Annotated in this window: 13 protein-coding genes; 9 read left to right on the forward strand and 4 right to left on the reverse strand. The window is 41.8% G+C overall.

Features of this window, described 5'->3' with window-relative positions:
- From WBM98_RS12015 to WBM98_RS12025, 3 genes are all read left to right on the forward strand, one after another.
- Positions 1-684: glycoside hydrolase family 3 C-terminal domain-containing protein (locus WBM98_RS12015; protein ID WP_424366265.1), on the forward strand; the 684-nt coding region annotated here is incomplete at its 5' end.
- A gap of 71 nt (positions 685-755) precedes the next feature.
- Positions 756-1,268 (forward strand): heme-binding domain-containing protein, encoded by a 513-nt coding sequence (locus tag WBM98_RS12020; protein ID WP_424366266.1) that lies wholly within the window; start codon positions 756-758, stop codon positions 1,266-1,268.
- 402 nt (positions 1,269-1,670) lie between these two features.
- Entirely contained in the window at positions 1,671-2,180 is a 510-nt protein-coding gene (locus WBM98_RS12025) for a hypothetical protein (protein WP_424366267.1), read from the forward strand.
- A gap of 83 nt (positions 2,181-2,263) precedes the next feature.
- Here WBM98_RS12025 and WBM98_RS12030 read toward each other — a convergent pair whose 3' ends face one another.
- Positions 2,264-2,950 carry a hypothetical protein gene (locus tag WBM98_RS12030; protein ID WP_424366268.1) on the reverse strand — a complete coding sequence of 229 codons (687 nt, stop codon included), beginning with the start codon at positions 2,948-2,950 and terminating at the stop codon, positions 2,264-2,266.
- Between the two features lie 372 nt (positions 2,951-3,322).
- Here WBM98_RS12030 and WBM98_RS12035 point away from each other — a divergent pair, with 372 nt between their 5' ends.
- Positions 3,323-4,834 (forward strand): aminotransferase class V-fold PLP-dependent enzyme, encoded by a 1,512-nt coding sequence (locus tag WBM98_RS12035; protein ID WP_424366269.1) that lies wholly within the window; start codon positions 3,323-3,325, stop codon positions 4,832-4,834.
- On the opposite strand, the gene WBM98_RS12040 is transcribed toward WBM98_RS12035, so the two are convergent.
- On the reverse strand, positions 4,828-7,971 hold the full coding sequence (locus WBM98_RS12040) for a glycoside hydrolase family 2 TIM barrel-domain containing protein (RefSeq protein ID WP_424366270.1): 3,144 nt from the start codon (positions 7,969-7,971) through the stop codon (positions 4,828-4,830). The two genes, WBM98_RS12035 and WBM98_RS12040, sit on opposite strands and share 7 nt — an antisense overlap.
- 9 nt (positions 7,972-7,980) lie before the next feature.
- Positions 7,981-11,010: an aminotransferase class III-fold pyridoxal phosphate-dependent enzyme gene (locus WBM98_RS12045; protein ID WP_424366271.1), complete on the reverse strand. Its 3,030-nt coding sequence runs from the start codon at positions 11,008-11,010 to the stop codon at positions 7,981-7,983.
- Between the two features lie 176 nt (positions 11,011-11,186).
- Between WBM98_RS12045 and WBM98_RS12050 the strand changes: the two genes are divergently transcribed.
- The 5 genes from WBM98_RS12050 (at position 11,187) to WBM98_RS12070 (ending at position 15,237) form a co-directional block, all read left to right on the forward strand.
- Complete coding sequence (locus WBM98_RS12050; protein WP_424366272.1) at positions 11,187-11,819, forward strand: Crp/Fnr family transcriptional regulator; 633 nt, start codon at positions 11,187-11,189, stop codon at positions 11,817-11,819.
- Between the two features lie 162 nt (positions 11,820-11,981).
- The gene (locus WBM98_RS12055) at positions 11,982-13,397 is read left to right on the forward strand and encodes an MBL fold metallo-hydrolase (RefSeq protein ID WP_424366273.1); all 1,416 of its coding nucleotides are present in this window, start codon (positions 11,982-11,984) and stop codon (positions 13,395-13,397) included.
- Positions 13,398-13,509: 112 nt separating this feature from the next.
- The gene (locus WBM98_RS12060) at positions 13,510-13,851 is read left to right on the forward strand and encodes a rhodanese-like domain-containing protein (protein WP_424366274.1); all 342 of its coding nucleotides are present in this window, start codon (positions 13,510-13,512) and stop codon (positions 13,849-13,851) included.
- A gap of 70 nt (positions 13,852-13,921) precedes the next feature.
- Entirely contained in the window at positions 13,922-14,194 is a 273-nt protein-coding gene (locus WBM98_RS12065; protein WP_424366275.1) for a heavy-metal-associated domain-containing protein, read from the forward strand.
- Positions 14,191-15,237, forward strand: a complete 1,047-nt coding sequence (locus WBM98_RS12070; protein ID WP_424366276.1) for a c-type heme family protein — start codon at positions 14,191-14,193, stop codon at positions 15,235-15,237. Before WBM98_RS12065 ends, WBM98_RS12070 begins: the two co-directional genes overlap by 4 nt.
- A gap of 183 nt (positions 15,238-15,420) precedes the next feature.
- Here the strand turns inward: WBM98_RS12070 and WBM98_RS12075 are convergent, their stop codons facing one another.
- Positions 15,421-16,299, reverse strand: coding sequence for a sterol desaturase family protein (locus tag WBM98_RS12075; RefSeq protein ID WP_424366277.1), 879 nt, complete (start codon positions 16,297-16,299; stop codon positions 15,421-15,423).
- Between the last annotated feature and the right edge of the window lie 101 nt (positions 16,300-16,400).

Genomic DNA, 16,400 nt, shown 5'->3' on the forward strand with positions numbered 1-16,400 from the left:
CCCAGTACCAATTGGTGGGGCATAGTTACTCCTGGAAGATCGGAATCCCCATTTAATTTAGAGGTTGTTTCAAAGTATTATGAGGTAGTCGAGAACTCTCAGGATGCCGATTTTGCCTTGGTCGGCATAAATAGTCCGAATGGGGGAGTGGGTTATGATAGGTCTGATTTTGATAAAGGGGGCAATGGCTATGTGCCGATTAGTCTTCAATATAAGGCCTACACGGCTACTGATGCTCGGGAAACCAGCTTGGCCGGGGGTAGTCCATTAGAGGATTTCATCAATCGTTCCTACAAAGGAAAAACGGTAAAGACCAACAATACGACGGATATGGCTTTGGTCAATGAAACGAAAGCTAAAATGGGAAATAAACCCGTAATCGTTGTTGTTCATGTTTCCAAACCCATGGTTTTTTCGGAAATTGAAAAGGGGGCAAGTGCAATTTTGATTCATATGGGCGTGCAAGACCAAGCTTTGATGGAACTTATTTCAGGAAAGGCAGAACCTTCAGCCTTGTTGCCATTTCAGATGCCTGCAGATATGAAGACTGTGGAGACCCAATTTGAGGATGTTCCTAGGGATATGACTGTTTATGTTGATTCCGACGGGAACAGTTATGATTTTGCGTATGGATTGAACTGGAAAGGAGTTATCTCTGATGAACGTGTAAAGAATTATAAGTAGGCACGAACCAACCGGAATCCTTAATTTTAATATTTAATAAAAAAAATAACGTTTAACAAATCAATTATATCATGTTGAAAAAAATCTTGATCGGATTAGGAATTGTACTTATCATCATACAGTTCATCCACCCCGAAAAAAATGAATCGAATGATCTTATGTACGATATTTCTACCAAGTACGAGGTGCCGGGTGATGTCAACCATTTGTTGCAGGTTTCTTGTAATGATTGCCATTCGAATAAAACGGAATATCCTTGGTATGCCAATGTGCAACCGGTTGCATGGTGGCTTAATGACCATGTGGTAGATGGAAAGAAACATCTTAATTTTTCTGAATTCACCAAATTGCCACTTTTTGTACAAAACCATAAGTTGGAGGAAACGGTGGAAATGGTCGAGGAAATGGAAATGCCATTGCCCTCCTATACCTATTTTGGGTTGCATGCTGAGGCGAAGCTTACTGAAGCACAACGAAAAATGATCGTGGATTGGGCGAAAGATCAAATGGACTATTTAAAGCAAACCTATCCTGCTGATAGCTTGGCTTTTCCAAAGAAAAATGGGGAAGAACCCAATAAATGATATAAGGTTAAGAATAGGCTGATTCATTGATACAATACCTTTTTCCAAGGCTTATAGGAAGGCGGTAGGGTACTATTTTTCTAGCATCGGAAAGGTCGGTATTCATAATGCGAGGACGTTTGTGAGTTTAAGAACTTATTCATTGATGTACTATGTCCCCAAGGCTAACCATTGTATGTAGTAGGGTTATATCCTTATTTTTTTAAGGGAGTGGTATCTTTTGCGTTCATGGTTGTCAGCGTACACGTTAATCTTCACCATGAAAATATCGTTGTTGGTTAAACCTTTTAAATTTTAAGAAGTCTTAAGGGTATTGATGAATATCGATACAGCGGGATATCGATAAAGTTAAGGGCTGTTTTTCTATTCTTTTAATTTAGGCAGGAAATCAAACAAACAATAATGGGAAGAAAATCTGAAAAATTATTTAGGGTCGTTCATAGGTATTTGGGCTTTTTTTTAGCCGGCATCATGATTGTCTATGCCATCAGTGGCATTGTATTGACCTTTAGAAATACCGATTACTTAAAGAACGAAATACAGGTCAACAAAACCCTGGAGATCGATATCAGTGCTGAGAACTTGGGTAAGGCATTGGGAATGGGCCGTTTTAATGTCGATAAGGAAGAAGGAGGTATACTATATTTTCAGGGAGGTACCTACAATAAGAAAACAGGCGTTGCCGACTATACCGTAAAACAGCTCCCCGTTCTGCTCGAGAATATGAACAAGATTCATAAGATGCATTCGGGCCATCCCCTTTTTTGGTTAGGGATTTTCTTTGGGGTTGCCTTATTGTTCTTTGCTGTTTCGGCGTTCTGGATGTTCAAGCCTACTACTTCGGTCTTTAAAAAAGGACTCTATTTTACCGTAGGGGGCATCGTTTTGACCGTGGTTTTATTATTTGTTTAGAACCGAGCGATTCCTATACCACTTAAAATGAAAAAGTCCCGAATATTACTCGGGACTTTACGTTTCTATAATAATGGCATACACTATGCCTTATCCTCAACATCAGGTAGATTAATGCCTTTGGTCAACAACGTCGAGCCCATTAATACAAGCCAAACCACTTTAACGTGGAACATGGGTTGATATATTTCAAAATGATCAGGGATTCCCATTATGATTCCCATAGTTACGATACCCATAACAATGGTGAGCCAGCCAAGTGCTTTGCTTACAATGTTCCATTTTACAAAAGCTGCCCCCAAGATAACCAGGCCGACCCCTGAAAATACGCGACCAAACCGCACAAAACAAGTGACATAATGGTTGATAAACTGTAATCCATCCATAATCCCCTGTACTTCCTCAGGGGATTTACCTACCGTTTTTCCAACGCCCCAAGCGCCGAACGTATAGTAAAAAGCTGCGGCGATGGCCAAGGTAAAAGTGCCGACGATGACCATTCCCGTTCCAGGATAAATTAGAACACGATAGGGTTTCTTTGTTGCGATCGATGTTAATGCGAACATGGCAATCCCCATGATTACCCATCCAAAAATATGTATGCGGTATAACCAGATCCAGGTCCATAAATTTTGGTTGACCGCCTCGAAATCAGAGGCAACCAAGTACTCGCCTAAATGATGTGGGGAAAAAAACCATCCTCCCCATAAAAGGATGGCTGCAATGATAAATGCCCACCCTATAACTTTTGTTTCAAAATCTTTTTTCATGTTTTATCTGTTTATTTGGTTCAATCAATGTATGGCAATCATCGCTTTTATTATGTAACATTTGTTACATAATGATTTTGGACCTAAAATTGAAGGATGGATTTTAGCCGAAATCGGCCTACTGAAATCATGTTTTTTATAGTAAAGGTTCGTTATTGAAACCACCTCTTTGCGGGATAAGGTAGGTGTGGATTCAAATTTTTTAATGTTTGAAAAGGGGTTGGTTATTTTTGGTTTTACATTTCAAGCAATAATCAAAGTATTATGTGTTTCAAGATACCTTTAAGAGTCATATGGATTATGTCGCTGGGTAGTGCCCATTTTGTTCCATGCCCATTATGGGCTTTCATATAAAGACCTTAAATTTGTAGTATGGAAGTGACAAAATCAAAGCTAAAGGATACAGGATTGGAAGACTACTTCCAGCAGTTTGCAAAGCATATTGTCGGTCAGGACCAAACATATACCTCCCCCTATGGACAAAAAAGAATACTCTATGCGGATTGGACGGCCAGTGGAAGGTTATATGGTCCCATAGAGGAAAAACTGACGGGCATCATAGGTCCTTTTGTGGCCAACACCCATACCGAAACCTCCTTTACAGGTTCGGTCATGACCATGGGCTACCATCGCGCCCGAAAAACGATAAAAGAGCATGTTAACGCCAATAGCGATGATGTGCTAATTACCGTAGGCACGGGAATGACGGGTGCTGTGAATAAATTTCAGCGTATTCTGGGGCTTAAGGTATCGGAAAACCTACGAAAACATACCGAGATACCGGAAGGGTTACGCCCCATTGTCTTTATATCCCATATGGAACATCACTCCAACCAAACCTCCTGGTTGGAAACCATTGCCCATGTTGAGGTTATTCCCTTTGATGCGCATGGATTGATCTGTTTTGAAAGTTTCGGGAAACTATTGAGGAAGTATCAAGAGCATCCGATAAAGATCGCTTCTATCACGGCTTGCTCGAATGTCACGGGTATTCAAACCGATTATCATAGAATTGCAAAAATAATCCATGCCAATAATGGCTTGTGTTTTGTTGATTTTGCGTGTTCAGCACCCTATGTGAATATTGATATGCATCCTGAAAATGAGGAAGAATATTTGGATGCCATCTTCTTTTCGCCCCATAAGTTCTTGGGCGGGCCAGGAGCCAGTGGGGTCCTTATTTTTAATAAGAAATTATACAAAAACCTAATTCCAGACAATCCCGGTGGCGGTACCGTTACCTACACCAATCCTTGGGGTGATCATGATTATATCGATGATATAGAAACGCGGGAGGACGGTGGCACCCCTGGTTTTATGCAGGCTATTCGAACCGCTTTGGCTATACAGCTCAAAGAACAGATGGGGGTTGATAATATACAAAGACGGGAGCTGGAAATGAACCAGCGTATTTTTGAACGACTTACCAAAATAGAAAAGCTGCATATACTCGCGAGTACCCATACGCATAGGTTGGGCGTTTTCTCATTCTATATTCAAGACGCCCATTTTAATCTGATCGTTAGCTTATTGAATGATCGCTTTGGGATTCAAACCCGAGGGGGGTGCTCATGTGCCGGTACCTATGGACATTATTTATTGCATGTCGACCAGTTGACTTCGAAAGAGATAGAACAAAAGATACTGGAAGGTTCTTTGGTGGAAAGACCAGGATGGGTGCGAATGTCAATACACCCCACGATGACCAATGCCGAAATTGATTTTATTTGCGATGCTATTGCCCAAGTAGCCAAAAATCATAAAGAATGGGGAAAGGATTATATACTTAATTTGTCCAAAAATGAATTTGATCATAAAGATGGGAATCAAAATGCACAAAGCTTGGTCAATGATTGGTTCAATGATTCGAAAGGGCCTTACTGAGTGCGAAGAGCGGGCACAATGTCGAAGGTATACCTGTACTGTTTAGGTGGAATGGTATATTCATCATGAACAAGTCTTCCCCAGGAAGTATCGCCACCTACGCCCATTTGTTGCATGTCAATATTCCATTGTACCGTTTTGCCAAGTTTTATTTCGGCACCATGTTTTTTGGTAACGGGCACCAACCCAGAAGCTGACAAACTTGCCTCTTCACTATTGAAATCGATTTCGGTCATGGCAAAGGGCCATACACTGGCATTGAAAAGTTGATCGGATGAGGCGGTGAGCACCATTTCGTTTGACGAAACTTCCATCCATCGTACATCGGTTTTATTTCCTGTTTCCTGTGGTCTGGCATATCGGTGGAATTGATCCTTGATCATACCATGATACAAGCCGGTCTTAGCCCCGGTTTTTCTGTCCCAATAACTCTCCTGAGGACCCTTGCCATACCATGTAACTTCCTTGAAATTATCGTTTAGGGTGAGGTACATGCCCAATCGGGGGATATTCGGTAGGGAATCCCTAGTGGCTTGAAATTCGTAATCCAGCGATAATTGCCCGTTTGGATGCACGGTGTAGACCACTGCTACATTTGCCTCTCCACCCGGAGTAACATAGGCCACTTTATAGGTAACCTTGTCCCCTGAAAGCCTAGGTTTGCCAACTAAGGAAGCTTGGTATTGGTAGGTGGCTTGCTGCCATATCCTGGCCCATTTATCCATGCCATTGCCCAAATCATTATCCGTTGGGGGTCGCCAAAAATTGGGGCGAATGGGCTGGTCGGTTATTAAGCCCCCTTTATATGTCCATGCCATAATTTCCCCGCTTTTGGCATGTAGTTCTAGACGAACAGTGTCATTTTGAATTTCAATGCCCGCGGCCCCTATTTTTATTTGCAACGGGTCACCTTCTTGTATGGGTTCGGCTATTTTTTGAACGTCTGTATTGAGAATGAATTGGTCCCAGGCCACTTCGTGTCCTTTAGGAATCAGGTCGGTAGCCACCTTTTGTAGCAAGCTTACTTCCAAAATATATTCATACCCTGGTTCGTAGGTGGTCGGAATTTTGTCAAAATATTCGAATACAGACTGTTGTGGGCGTACATATAAATCGGAGTCTGTTTGTTGTATGTAGGAAATGCCATTCCTCAATACGGCAATCTTAATTTCCTTATCAGTGAGATTGGTGAAGAAATTTTTGTTTTCCACGATGATCACGCCATTCAAAACATATTGGAACTGAACGGGCTCATATACTTTTTTTACTTCGGATAAGTGCGGATGTGCATTGCGATATGGATCCACAAGACCATTGTTGAGGAAGTTGCCATCGGTAGGCAGATCAGGATGAAAATCCTGTCCGTAGGCCAGGTACGGCAATCCGTCCTCATTCTTATATTCCAAACTTTGGTCTACCCAATCCCATATAAAGCCACCTTGCAGTTTGGGGTATTTTTCGAGGATATCCCAATAATCCTGTAGGTTTCCCACAGAATTTCCCATGGCATGGGCATACTCTATCATAATGGAAGGTTTTTCGGAATCTGATTTTCCATGTGCAACAAGGGCTTCCGGTTTGGGATACATCGGGCAATATAGGTCGGTATAGGCTTCTTTGCCAGCAGGTTCATATTGAACTATTCTGTTATTGTCCATTCCTTTTAACCATTGATAGGTCGATTCGAAGATTTTACCTTCTCCGGCTTCATTACCCAAAGACCATGAATAGATGCTGGGATGGTTGCGATCCCGATAGTACATTCGTTGGGTACGTGATAAATGTGCTTGATACCAACTCATCTCATTGCCGATCTGGGTTTTTTCATCAATCGCCAAGGGGTGACTTTCAATATTCGCTTCATCAACGACATAAAGACCATAGGTGTCACAAAGTTCCAACCAATAGGGGTCATTGGGGTAGTGTGAGCTTCGGACGGCATTGATGTTGTTCTGCTTCATTAACCTGATATCATTCAGCATGGATTCCTTAGATACCACATGTCCGGTAAAGGGATCGGTTTCATGTCTGTTAACACCCTTGATGTAAACGGCCTTTCCATTGATAAGTACTTGGCTATCTTTAATCTCGACCCTTTTGAATCCGATGTTCTGTTTTAGATATTGATTGTTTTTGGGGTTATGCTTGTCTTCCAACGAAATTTGAAGTCCATATAAATTCGGTTTTTCCGCCGACCATTGTTTCACTTTTTTTAAATGGTTTTCGAAAACCACGGGGTAGACTGTATCCTTTGACAATTCTACGGTTTGTTCAGCGGTAAAAATGGATCTCTCCCCGTCCAAAAGTTCCAACGTGATCGTACGGGTAATGACATCATCTGTCGGGTTGTTTACGTAAATGGTTCCTTTGAAAATACCATGGGTATAGGAATCGTCCAAATTGGTGTACGCCTCGTAATCCGAAATATGTACTTGGGGCTGGGTGTATAGGTATACATCACGTTCAATACCGCTCATACGCAACATATCCTGACTTTCAAGATAACTGGCATCACTCCAACGGAACATTTGCAGGGCAATCAGGTTCTTGCCTGTTTTTAGATACCTACTTATGTTGAACTCGGCCGGAGTCTTACTGCCTTGGGAATAGCCCACATAGTGTCCGTTTACATAGAGATAGAAGGCCGATTTGGCTCCTGCAAAATGCAGGATGACCTCCTCTGATAAAAAATCGTCGTCTAGGATGATTTCTTTACGATAGGTGCCCACAGGGTTATAATCGGTCGGTACTTGGGGCCATTGGGTGTCAAAAGGATAGCGTTCATCGAGATAGATGGGATAATCATAACCTTCAACCTCCCAATTGGCAGGAACCGGGATAAGATCCCAATCAGCATCATCATAATCAATATTTTGAAAGGTAGCAGGTCTCTTTTTAGGGTCTTTGACAAAATGGAATTTCCATGTGCCGTTAAGGCTTGAAAATCGTCTGGAATCTTCCTTCTTTTCTTTTTTAAACGATTCAAGTCCAAAATACGTGGCGCGTGGGGGAAGTTTGTTTTTCTCGAAGATTTGATGGTTATAATGGTTTTCTTGTTTGGCAACCTCAGGGAATGGTTTGTTTTTGCAATTGACCACGACCAAAATTAGCGCAAGGAGACTCAGGACTTTTTTCATATGTTTTTTTCAGAGCTTCATAAAATCCTCTTCAAGAATCCTTTCTAGATAATATAACACTTCTTTTGCGTTCTCTTTTGTGAAAACCAAAGGCGGTTTTATTTTCAGGACATTGTGGTCAGGGCCATCGGTGCTCATTAAGATGCCATACTCTTTCATTCGATTCGCCAGATAATCGGTTTGTGCCGCCAAGGGTTTTAAAGCAGCATCTACCAGTTCAATTCCTAAAAAGAGGCCTTGCCCACGTATATCGCCCAGTATCGGGAATTTAGTGGCCAATCCGTTCAATTCGGATTTAAGATAATCTCCCACCTCCAAAGCATTATTTTGAAGGCCTTCTTCCTTGACCACCCGTAGCACTACGGTACCAATGGCACACGAAACAGGATTGCCCCCAAAGGTATTGAAGTACTCCATGCCATTGGCAAATTTTTCGGCCACCTCTTGGGTACATGCCACGGCTGCCAACGGATGCCCGTTGCCCAAAGGCTTACCTATGGTAATGATATCGGGGAGTACATCGTGCAATTGAAAACCCCAAAAGGTTTTGCCCATTCTACCACAACCGACCTGAACCTCGTCTGAAATGCACAAACCCCCTGCGTTTCGAATATACCGATACGCCTGTTTTAAAAATCCGTTGGGAAGTTCGATCTGCCCCCCACAGCTGATAATGGGCTCCACGATCAGTGCTCCGACACCACGCCCTTTTTTATGCACTTTTTCAATTTGTTTTTGTACTTCCCCAGCATATAAAAGTCCCGTATCTTTCCCCAGGTATTTGCCGCGAAATGCATCAGGTAAGGGAAAAATGTGTGTATGTTCAGGAGCACCTTGTCCACCTTTGCCATCAAACTTATAGGAACTGATGTCAATACACATGTTGGTGTTGCCATGATAACCCACCTCCGAAGCGATAATATCCCGTTCTCCCGTAGCGGCCTTTGCCATACGAATCGCCAATTCATTCGCCTCACTGCCAGAATTGACAAAATGCAATACGCTCAATGCTTTCGGCAATGTTTCCAATAATTCCTGTGCCAATGCATTGATGTTTTCATGCAAATAGCGTGAATTGGTATTCAACAAGGCCATTTGTTGTTGTCCGGCCATAACCACCCTAGGGTGCTCGTGGCCAACATGGGCTACATTGTTCACGGTATCCAAATAGCGTCGACCGAATTGGTCGATCAAATAGGGGCCGTTACCACGTACCATTTTTAGTGGGACTTTATATTGTAAGCTCATGCTCTTACCGAGGTGCTTCTTTCGAAATACGATCAATTCATCGTTCGCGGGCTTCGAAATAGAATTAAATACCTTCGATCTGAATAGCAGATTTGGATCCGGGCAAATGCTTTTCCAGACCTCTATTTGGGCTTGATAGGCAACCCCGGGAAAATCTTTGGTGTAATCGAGTAAAGACAATAGTATCTGAAAATGAAGGTGTGGCGCCCAATTCCCGTTCTCCGGATAATTGCCTAATACACCGATTTGTTCACCGGCTTTTAATTTGTCCCCGATAGCATGCGCCGTGGCGCTGGCCACCGATAAATGACCATACAGCGTATAGAAAACCAAGTCGTTGAACGTATGTTTTAAAACCACCAATCCCCCATATTCCTTTTCACCTGCATCATTGGTCGCGATCATTACCTCACCATCAAAAAGGGCATGTACAGGCGTATTATGTGGGAGCCAATAATCAATACCTAAGTGCACCGTACGGCTTTCCCTTCCATGATTCCCAATTTTATCATAGGCTGATGACGTATATAGCGGTCTCGGTTCCAAATATCCTCCCGCAATGATTTTTGATGGATTTGCTTTTTGAAGTTGGCCGATCTTAAATTGAAACAAATCGAGGTCATTGAATTCGCTTTGATGCCCGATCCATGTACTCGAAACACTTAAATCCAAAGGGTAGATTTCATTGGTCCGCATTGTAGGGAACAATCCAGAAAGGCTAACATTGTTTTTTGCGGCCCATTCCTTGAACTTATGTTCCTTGGGATGGGCAGTATATCCACAGCTATTACGAAAGCTATACTCGGCAAAATGCGGGCTTAGTTTCCGCCATTTTTCAAGTAATTCCCAAGCTGGTCTTTCACTGATCAACAGATAGTCATTATCGGGTTCCTTTAGCTTGTTCAACATCGATTTGGTCACCGAAATAACCAAACGCATGGCTATGGCAACGTACAGGTACTTCAATTCTACCTCGGTCAAGGGAAAACTTTGATGATACCCTTTAAGAATGGGTAGGGCCGATTGTAAAGGATCATTCTGGTGCATTATGCCATAGGCACAGGCAATGGCGACATCATTGATGATTTGGGTATGGATGGCATCACCATAATCAATGGTCGCAATGACTTTGGGGGATAACAAGGTTTCCGAGACCAGCACATTGTTGTCATTGGCATCATTGTGAACTACCGATTTTCTAAGCTGGGAATATGCTGTGAAACTATGTTCGAACGCGTTTTGAAAATACGTGAGGATTTCCCTTTTATTGTCCTTAAAGCGATCTACATGGTCTTTCGTCCATAAGCTTTGTGCAATGTCCCATTCAAAATCACGGGAGGCCAAGGGATGTCCAAATCCTAAAAGGGCCGTACTGAGTTTGCCACATTGTTGTCCTAGGCTTGTCTGCAAGGCATCCAATTGTGGGTTGACCGAACTCCAAATCCTACCGGGAATATAGGTAAGCAACCTTATGTTACGATGATTACCCGATTCATCACTATAGCTGGAAATCGCATTGCCGTGCATATCGATGATTACTTTCGGGGCAACAATGTCGGTATGCTGGGCCTCAATATGCTGCAGTAATTTTTGTTGAAAATCAAGATAGGCCAAGTTTTCGTCCGGTCTGGAAACTTTTAGAATATAACATGCCCCTTGCTTCGGGATGATTTTGAAGTTGAAATCCAATTCACCGGGCAATGCCACCGCCTTTCCAGCAATATTATAGAGGTCAAGTACCAAAGACTCGGCTTTTTCAAGGGATAATTTTAATTCTGAATAGTCGACCATTTTCAAAAGCTATGCCTATCTTTCAAAACTTAAGGGATGTTGGTTTTGAAATTATTGTTGGGTCTAAAAATAAGGGAATTTCAAAAAGAATTCCCCATATTCATTTCTAAATTAAATTTTGAAGAGTATTTTTGAGCCAGCTGAAAGTACAGCTGTGAAATAACGACAAAATTGGTATGATCAAAGAACTACAGGAAAATTACGGACATATTTTTGAGGAGGAACTGATCAATGAAATAAATCAAACAGGCACATATAGGGAAATACATGAAGCGCATAAGTTGATGGAAATCGGCGATTATGTAAAGTCCATGCCTTTATTGATTTCGGGCGTTATCAAAGTACTTCGTGAAGATGATGAAGGCGATGAATTGTTATTGTATTTTTTAGAAAATGGGGATACCTGTGCCATGACACTTACCTGCTGCATGGGACATACCAAAAGTGAGATTAGGGCCATTGCCGAAACGAACGCCAAATTGATCATGATTCCCATTCAGAAAATGGAAGAATGGTTGGCCAAGTATACGAGTTGGCGAAATTTTGTGCTGCAGAGCTACCACAGTAGATTGAATGAAATGCTAGAAACCATTGATAGCATTGCATTTTTAAAGATGGATGATCGCCTTTTGAAATATTTGAAGGATAAAGCAAGGGTGACCAAGGATAAGACGATCAGTACGACCCACCAACAAATTGCCTACGAATTGCATACCTCTAGGGTCGTGATTTCCAGATTGCTTAAAAAACTCGAAAACCTCGGGCAGATCGAGCTCACTAGAAATCAGATAAAATTGGTGAAAATATAGGGCAAGCAACCTAACCTCAGTATAGGATACCTACAATAAATCATAAAGGCTGATATTTATCAGTTTGTGTCAATCCTGTTGTTACGAACTTTGTAACCAATGTTACTTTGTAGGCCAAGTAACGATTATACTTTTATCCTATAAAGATTCATTAAAAAGGACATGAAAATAGAACAGATCTATACAGGATGTTTAGCCCATGCCGCTTATTATCTCGAAAGCAAAGGTGAGGCAGCTATCTTCGACCCTCTACGTGAGGTTCAGCCTTATATTGAACGGGCGAAAAAAGACCATGCTAAGATAAAGTATGTCTTTGAGACCCACTTTCATGCCGATTTTGTAAGTGGTCATTTGGATCTAAGGAAAAAAACCGGAGCACAAATTGTCTTTGGACCCACGGCCAAACCAGGTTATGAGGCCTTGGTCGCTGAAGATGGCCAAGTTTTTAAAATAGGGGATTACCAGGTAAAGGTTCTGCACACACCCGGTCATACGATGGAGAGTACTACCTATTTGCTCATCGATGAGAAAGGGAAGAAACACGGAATTATCACTGGGGATACGTTGTTTATTGGTGATGTGGGACGACCCGATTTGGCCCAACATGTGGTGGCCGACCTTACCCAGGAAAAATTGGCCAGCCATCTGTACGATTCGTTGAGGAACAAAATCATGCCCTTGCCCGATGATCTTATCGTGTATCCTAATCACGGTGCTGGTTCAGCGTGTGGTAAAATGATGAGTAAGGAGACCACCGACACCCTAGGACACCAGAAAGCAGTGAATTACGCACTGAGGGCAGACATGACCAAGGAGGAATTCATTAAGGAATTGCTCACAGGCTTAACAAAGCCACCAGGTTATTTCCCCAAAAACGTACTTATGAACATACAGGGGTACGAAAGTTTGGATACCATTATGGAAAGAGGAAGCAAGCCCTTGTCGCCTCAGGCTTTTGAAGTGGCTGCTAATGAAACCGAAGCTTTAATGCTCGACACCCGCGATCCTGAAGATTTTGCCAAGGGACATGTGCCAAATAGCATCAATATTGGTTTAAACGGCAATTTCGCCCAATGGGTGGGTGAAATGATTCCTGATATAAAACAAGAAATTTTGTTGATTACGTATCCTGATAGGGAACAAGAGGCCATAATCCGCCTATCACGGGTTGGATATGACCACACCATTGGTTTCCTAAAAGGAGGATTTCAAAGTTGGAAGCAGGCAAAAAAGGAGTATGGAACCGTAGCTCGAATTACACCTACAGTATTTGCCAACGACTTTGAAATAGACGAAACTTTAGTGTTCGATATCCGCAAAAAAAGTGAATTCGATTCGGAGCATGTGATTGGTGCTATCAATATTCCCCTAAATGAGTTAAATGCCCATCTATCTGAGTTTCCTAAGCATACGCCCTTTATTTTGTATTGCCAGGGCGGTTATAGAAGTATGATTGCCGCCTCCATGTTAAAACAAAGGGGTTGGGAAGATTTTGTGGATGTGGATGAAGGAATGGACGGCATTGTGAAAACCGATGTGAAGCGATCAAAATATGTCTGTCCGACCTCGTTGTTGTAAACGCGAGAGGTAAAATTTAGTTCGTCTCTAACTGAGGGAACATGGTTTTTGAACGGGACGTCCCCAGTTTCAATAGCAATTGAAGGATAACAACATAAAACAAAAAGAAGATATGTCATTTTTAAGTTTATTATTTGGCGGAAGCCCCCTTGATCCAGAAAAGTTCGAAGTATTGGATAGCAATGCCTTTAAAGCGGCCATCAGAAATAAAAAGGTCCAGCTAGTAGATGTCAGGACTCCCGGGGAATATAGGGCCGGACATATCGGTAAAGCCATCAATATCGATTGGTTTCAAAAGGGAAGCTTTGAGAAATCCTTTGAAAAACTCAATAAGAATAAACCTGTATACGTGTATTGCCGATCGGGAAGTAGAAGTAGAAAAGCGGCACGCAAAATACTGGAGTTGGGTTTTGAAAAGGTTTATGACCTCGGTGGGGGGTATATGCGTTGGTAATACCTGTTTGGTGTTTAATGAACCCATCTATAAAAAGAATACCCAGTCTTAGGAATTAAAATTGAATAAAATGAAAGCAACAATCATTGTACAGAATCTTAAATGTGGCGGTTGTGCCAGAACAATTACAAATAAATTATCGGAAATGGAAAAAATCTCAGAGGTCGAGGTTTTTCCAAATACGTCAACGGTGTCTTTCTCCTATGAAGAATCCAATGATGCCTTAAGGGTAAAGGATAAATTGAAAGATTTGGGTTATCCGCCAGTAGATAGTAAAAATACGATCGCTTTTAAAGCGAAATCCTTCGTGAGCTGTGCCACGGGAAAAATGGCCAAAAAATGAAAGTGATCTATATAGTAGCCTTTTTGTGGCTTGTCACCGGGTGTAAAGATGGTAAGAATACAACAGCGACCGTAGCGGATAAAACCACTGAAACCTATGGTGCCACTTTGGAACATCCAGGGAAGAAGATAATGGAAACGGAGTGCTATGTATGCCATAGCCCCAAAATTCCAGAAGACAGCAGGATCGCTCCCCCAATGATCGCTATAAAGCGGCAATATATTGGCGCAGCAACCACCAAAGAACAGTTTCAAAAAGATTTTGTCAATTGGGTCAAGGCCCCTGCAGCAGAAAGGTCAAAGATGCCAGGAGCCCTCGAAAGATTTGGTATTATGCCCTATCAACCATTCGACGAGGATGAGGTCAAATTGATTGCAGAATATATCTACGACCATGAAATAGAAAAACCCGAATGGTTCGAAGCCCATTATCAGCAAGAACATGGCCAGGGTCAAGGTATGGGTAGAGGCCAAGGTATGGGAAGAGGCCAAGGTATGGGAAGAGGTATGGGTATGGGTAGAGGCATGGGTAATGGCATGGCACAAAGCGGTGCCGAAACCGATTATGGGGCCATAGGCCTGAAATATGCCCTAGCTACAAAAGCCCAGTTAGGAAAGAATTTAATGAAGGCCATTCAAGAGAAGGGAACTGTTGGTGCGATGGAATTTTGCAACATTAAGGCTATGCCGCTAACCGATAGTATGGCGGTAGCAAGTAACGCAAAAATAAAACGGGTTTCTGACCAACCAAGAAACCCGGATAATAAGGCCGATGCCAAAGAACTCGGGTATATCACAACTTTCAAACAGATGATCGAAAGGGGCCCTGATGTAGACCCGATCATCGAGGACATCGATGGCCAAATACATTTTTATTATCCCATTACCACCAATACCATGTGTTTGCAATGCCATGGTACACCCAAGGAGCAAGTAACCTCTGAAACTTTAAATGCATTAAAGGCACTTTATCCCAATGACATGGCATTAGGGTATGGGGTTAATGAAGTTAGGGGTATCTGGAGCATTGTTTTTGATAAGTAATATTCTCTCGGGTGCCTTTACATAGGGGCACCTTTAAGAGATTAATACCTACAATTGAATGAACTTACCGGGTTCATAAAAGTATAGGACCCAATCAAGGTACATATAAGTAAGGTACCTAAAACCCCTACCGATTGTGGCCCTGTTTTTTAAGATGGGAAACCCCAAATCGGTAGGATTGAATCAATTCTTTTTCTCCTTAACAAAGCCATAGATATTTTGATGCAGGAAATCCTGTGGGAAAGTGTCATCGCCAGGGAATCCTAATTCAACCGTGCCACTATCCTCAGGAATATAATTCGTTTTAAAAATATAATCCCAAAGACTAAGACTTATCCCGAAATTAACACCATATGAACCCTTGGGCAGAGCATAGGCATGATGGTACAAATGCATTACAGGGTTATTAAAGATATATTTCAGTGGACCCCAAGTGATCTTTATATTGGCATGGTTTAAATGCCCAATAGAAATGGCCACAAAATGTACGATATAGGCCTGCTCGGGTTCAAAACCACCCAAGACCATGACCCCTAGGGTTTTTAAGGGTTTATAAATGATGTTTTCCATCCAATGGTAACGTAAATGGGCCGCAAACCCCATTTCCTTTACAGAATGGTGTACTTTATGGAATTTCCATAAAAAAGGATATTTGTGTAGTAGTACATGGGTAAACCATTGAACAAAGTCTAAAATAATAAAGAAAAGTAGTAATTGCCCCCACATGGGTAGGCTAGTAACATCTATTAAAGTTAGGCTTTTTGATGAAACTCCAATATCATTGAAGAGTAACCCCAAGAATTTATAAAAGCCGCTTATGGCAATGGCGAATAGGAAGAAGTTGAAGTACATATAAAAGGCATCCAACCAAAAATCCCTTCGGAAGATAGATTGGTTCTTACGCCATGGAAATGTAATTTCCAATCCCCAGACGATCAATGAAATAAGGGTAAGTCCCCAAAAATAATTGGTATACCAAGGCACATCAAAGATGATGGACTTCCAGGTCCACTCAATACTACCCATTAAGGAATTCACAAAGGCATCTACATATTTTTCCATATCATTACTATTTTTTATTGTACTATCTATTTTAAATAAGGTTACTCATTTTATAACCATATCCTGTTCAGGATTCATTGTTGTTTCTCATTATATTTTTT

Source organism: Maribacter sp., from assembly GCF_049667165.1.
Classification (GTDB): domain Bacteria; phylum Bacteroidota; class Bacteroidia; order Flavobacteriales; family Flavobacteriaceae; genus Maribacter_A.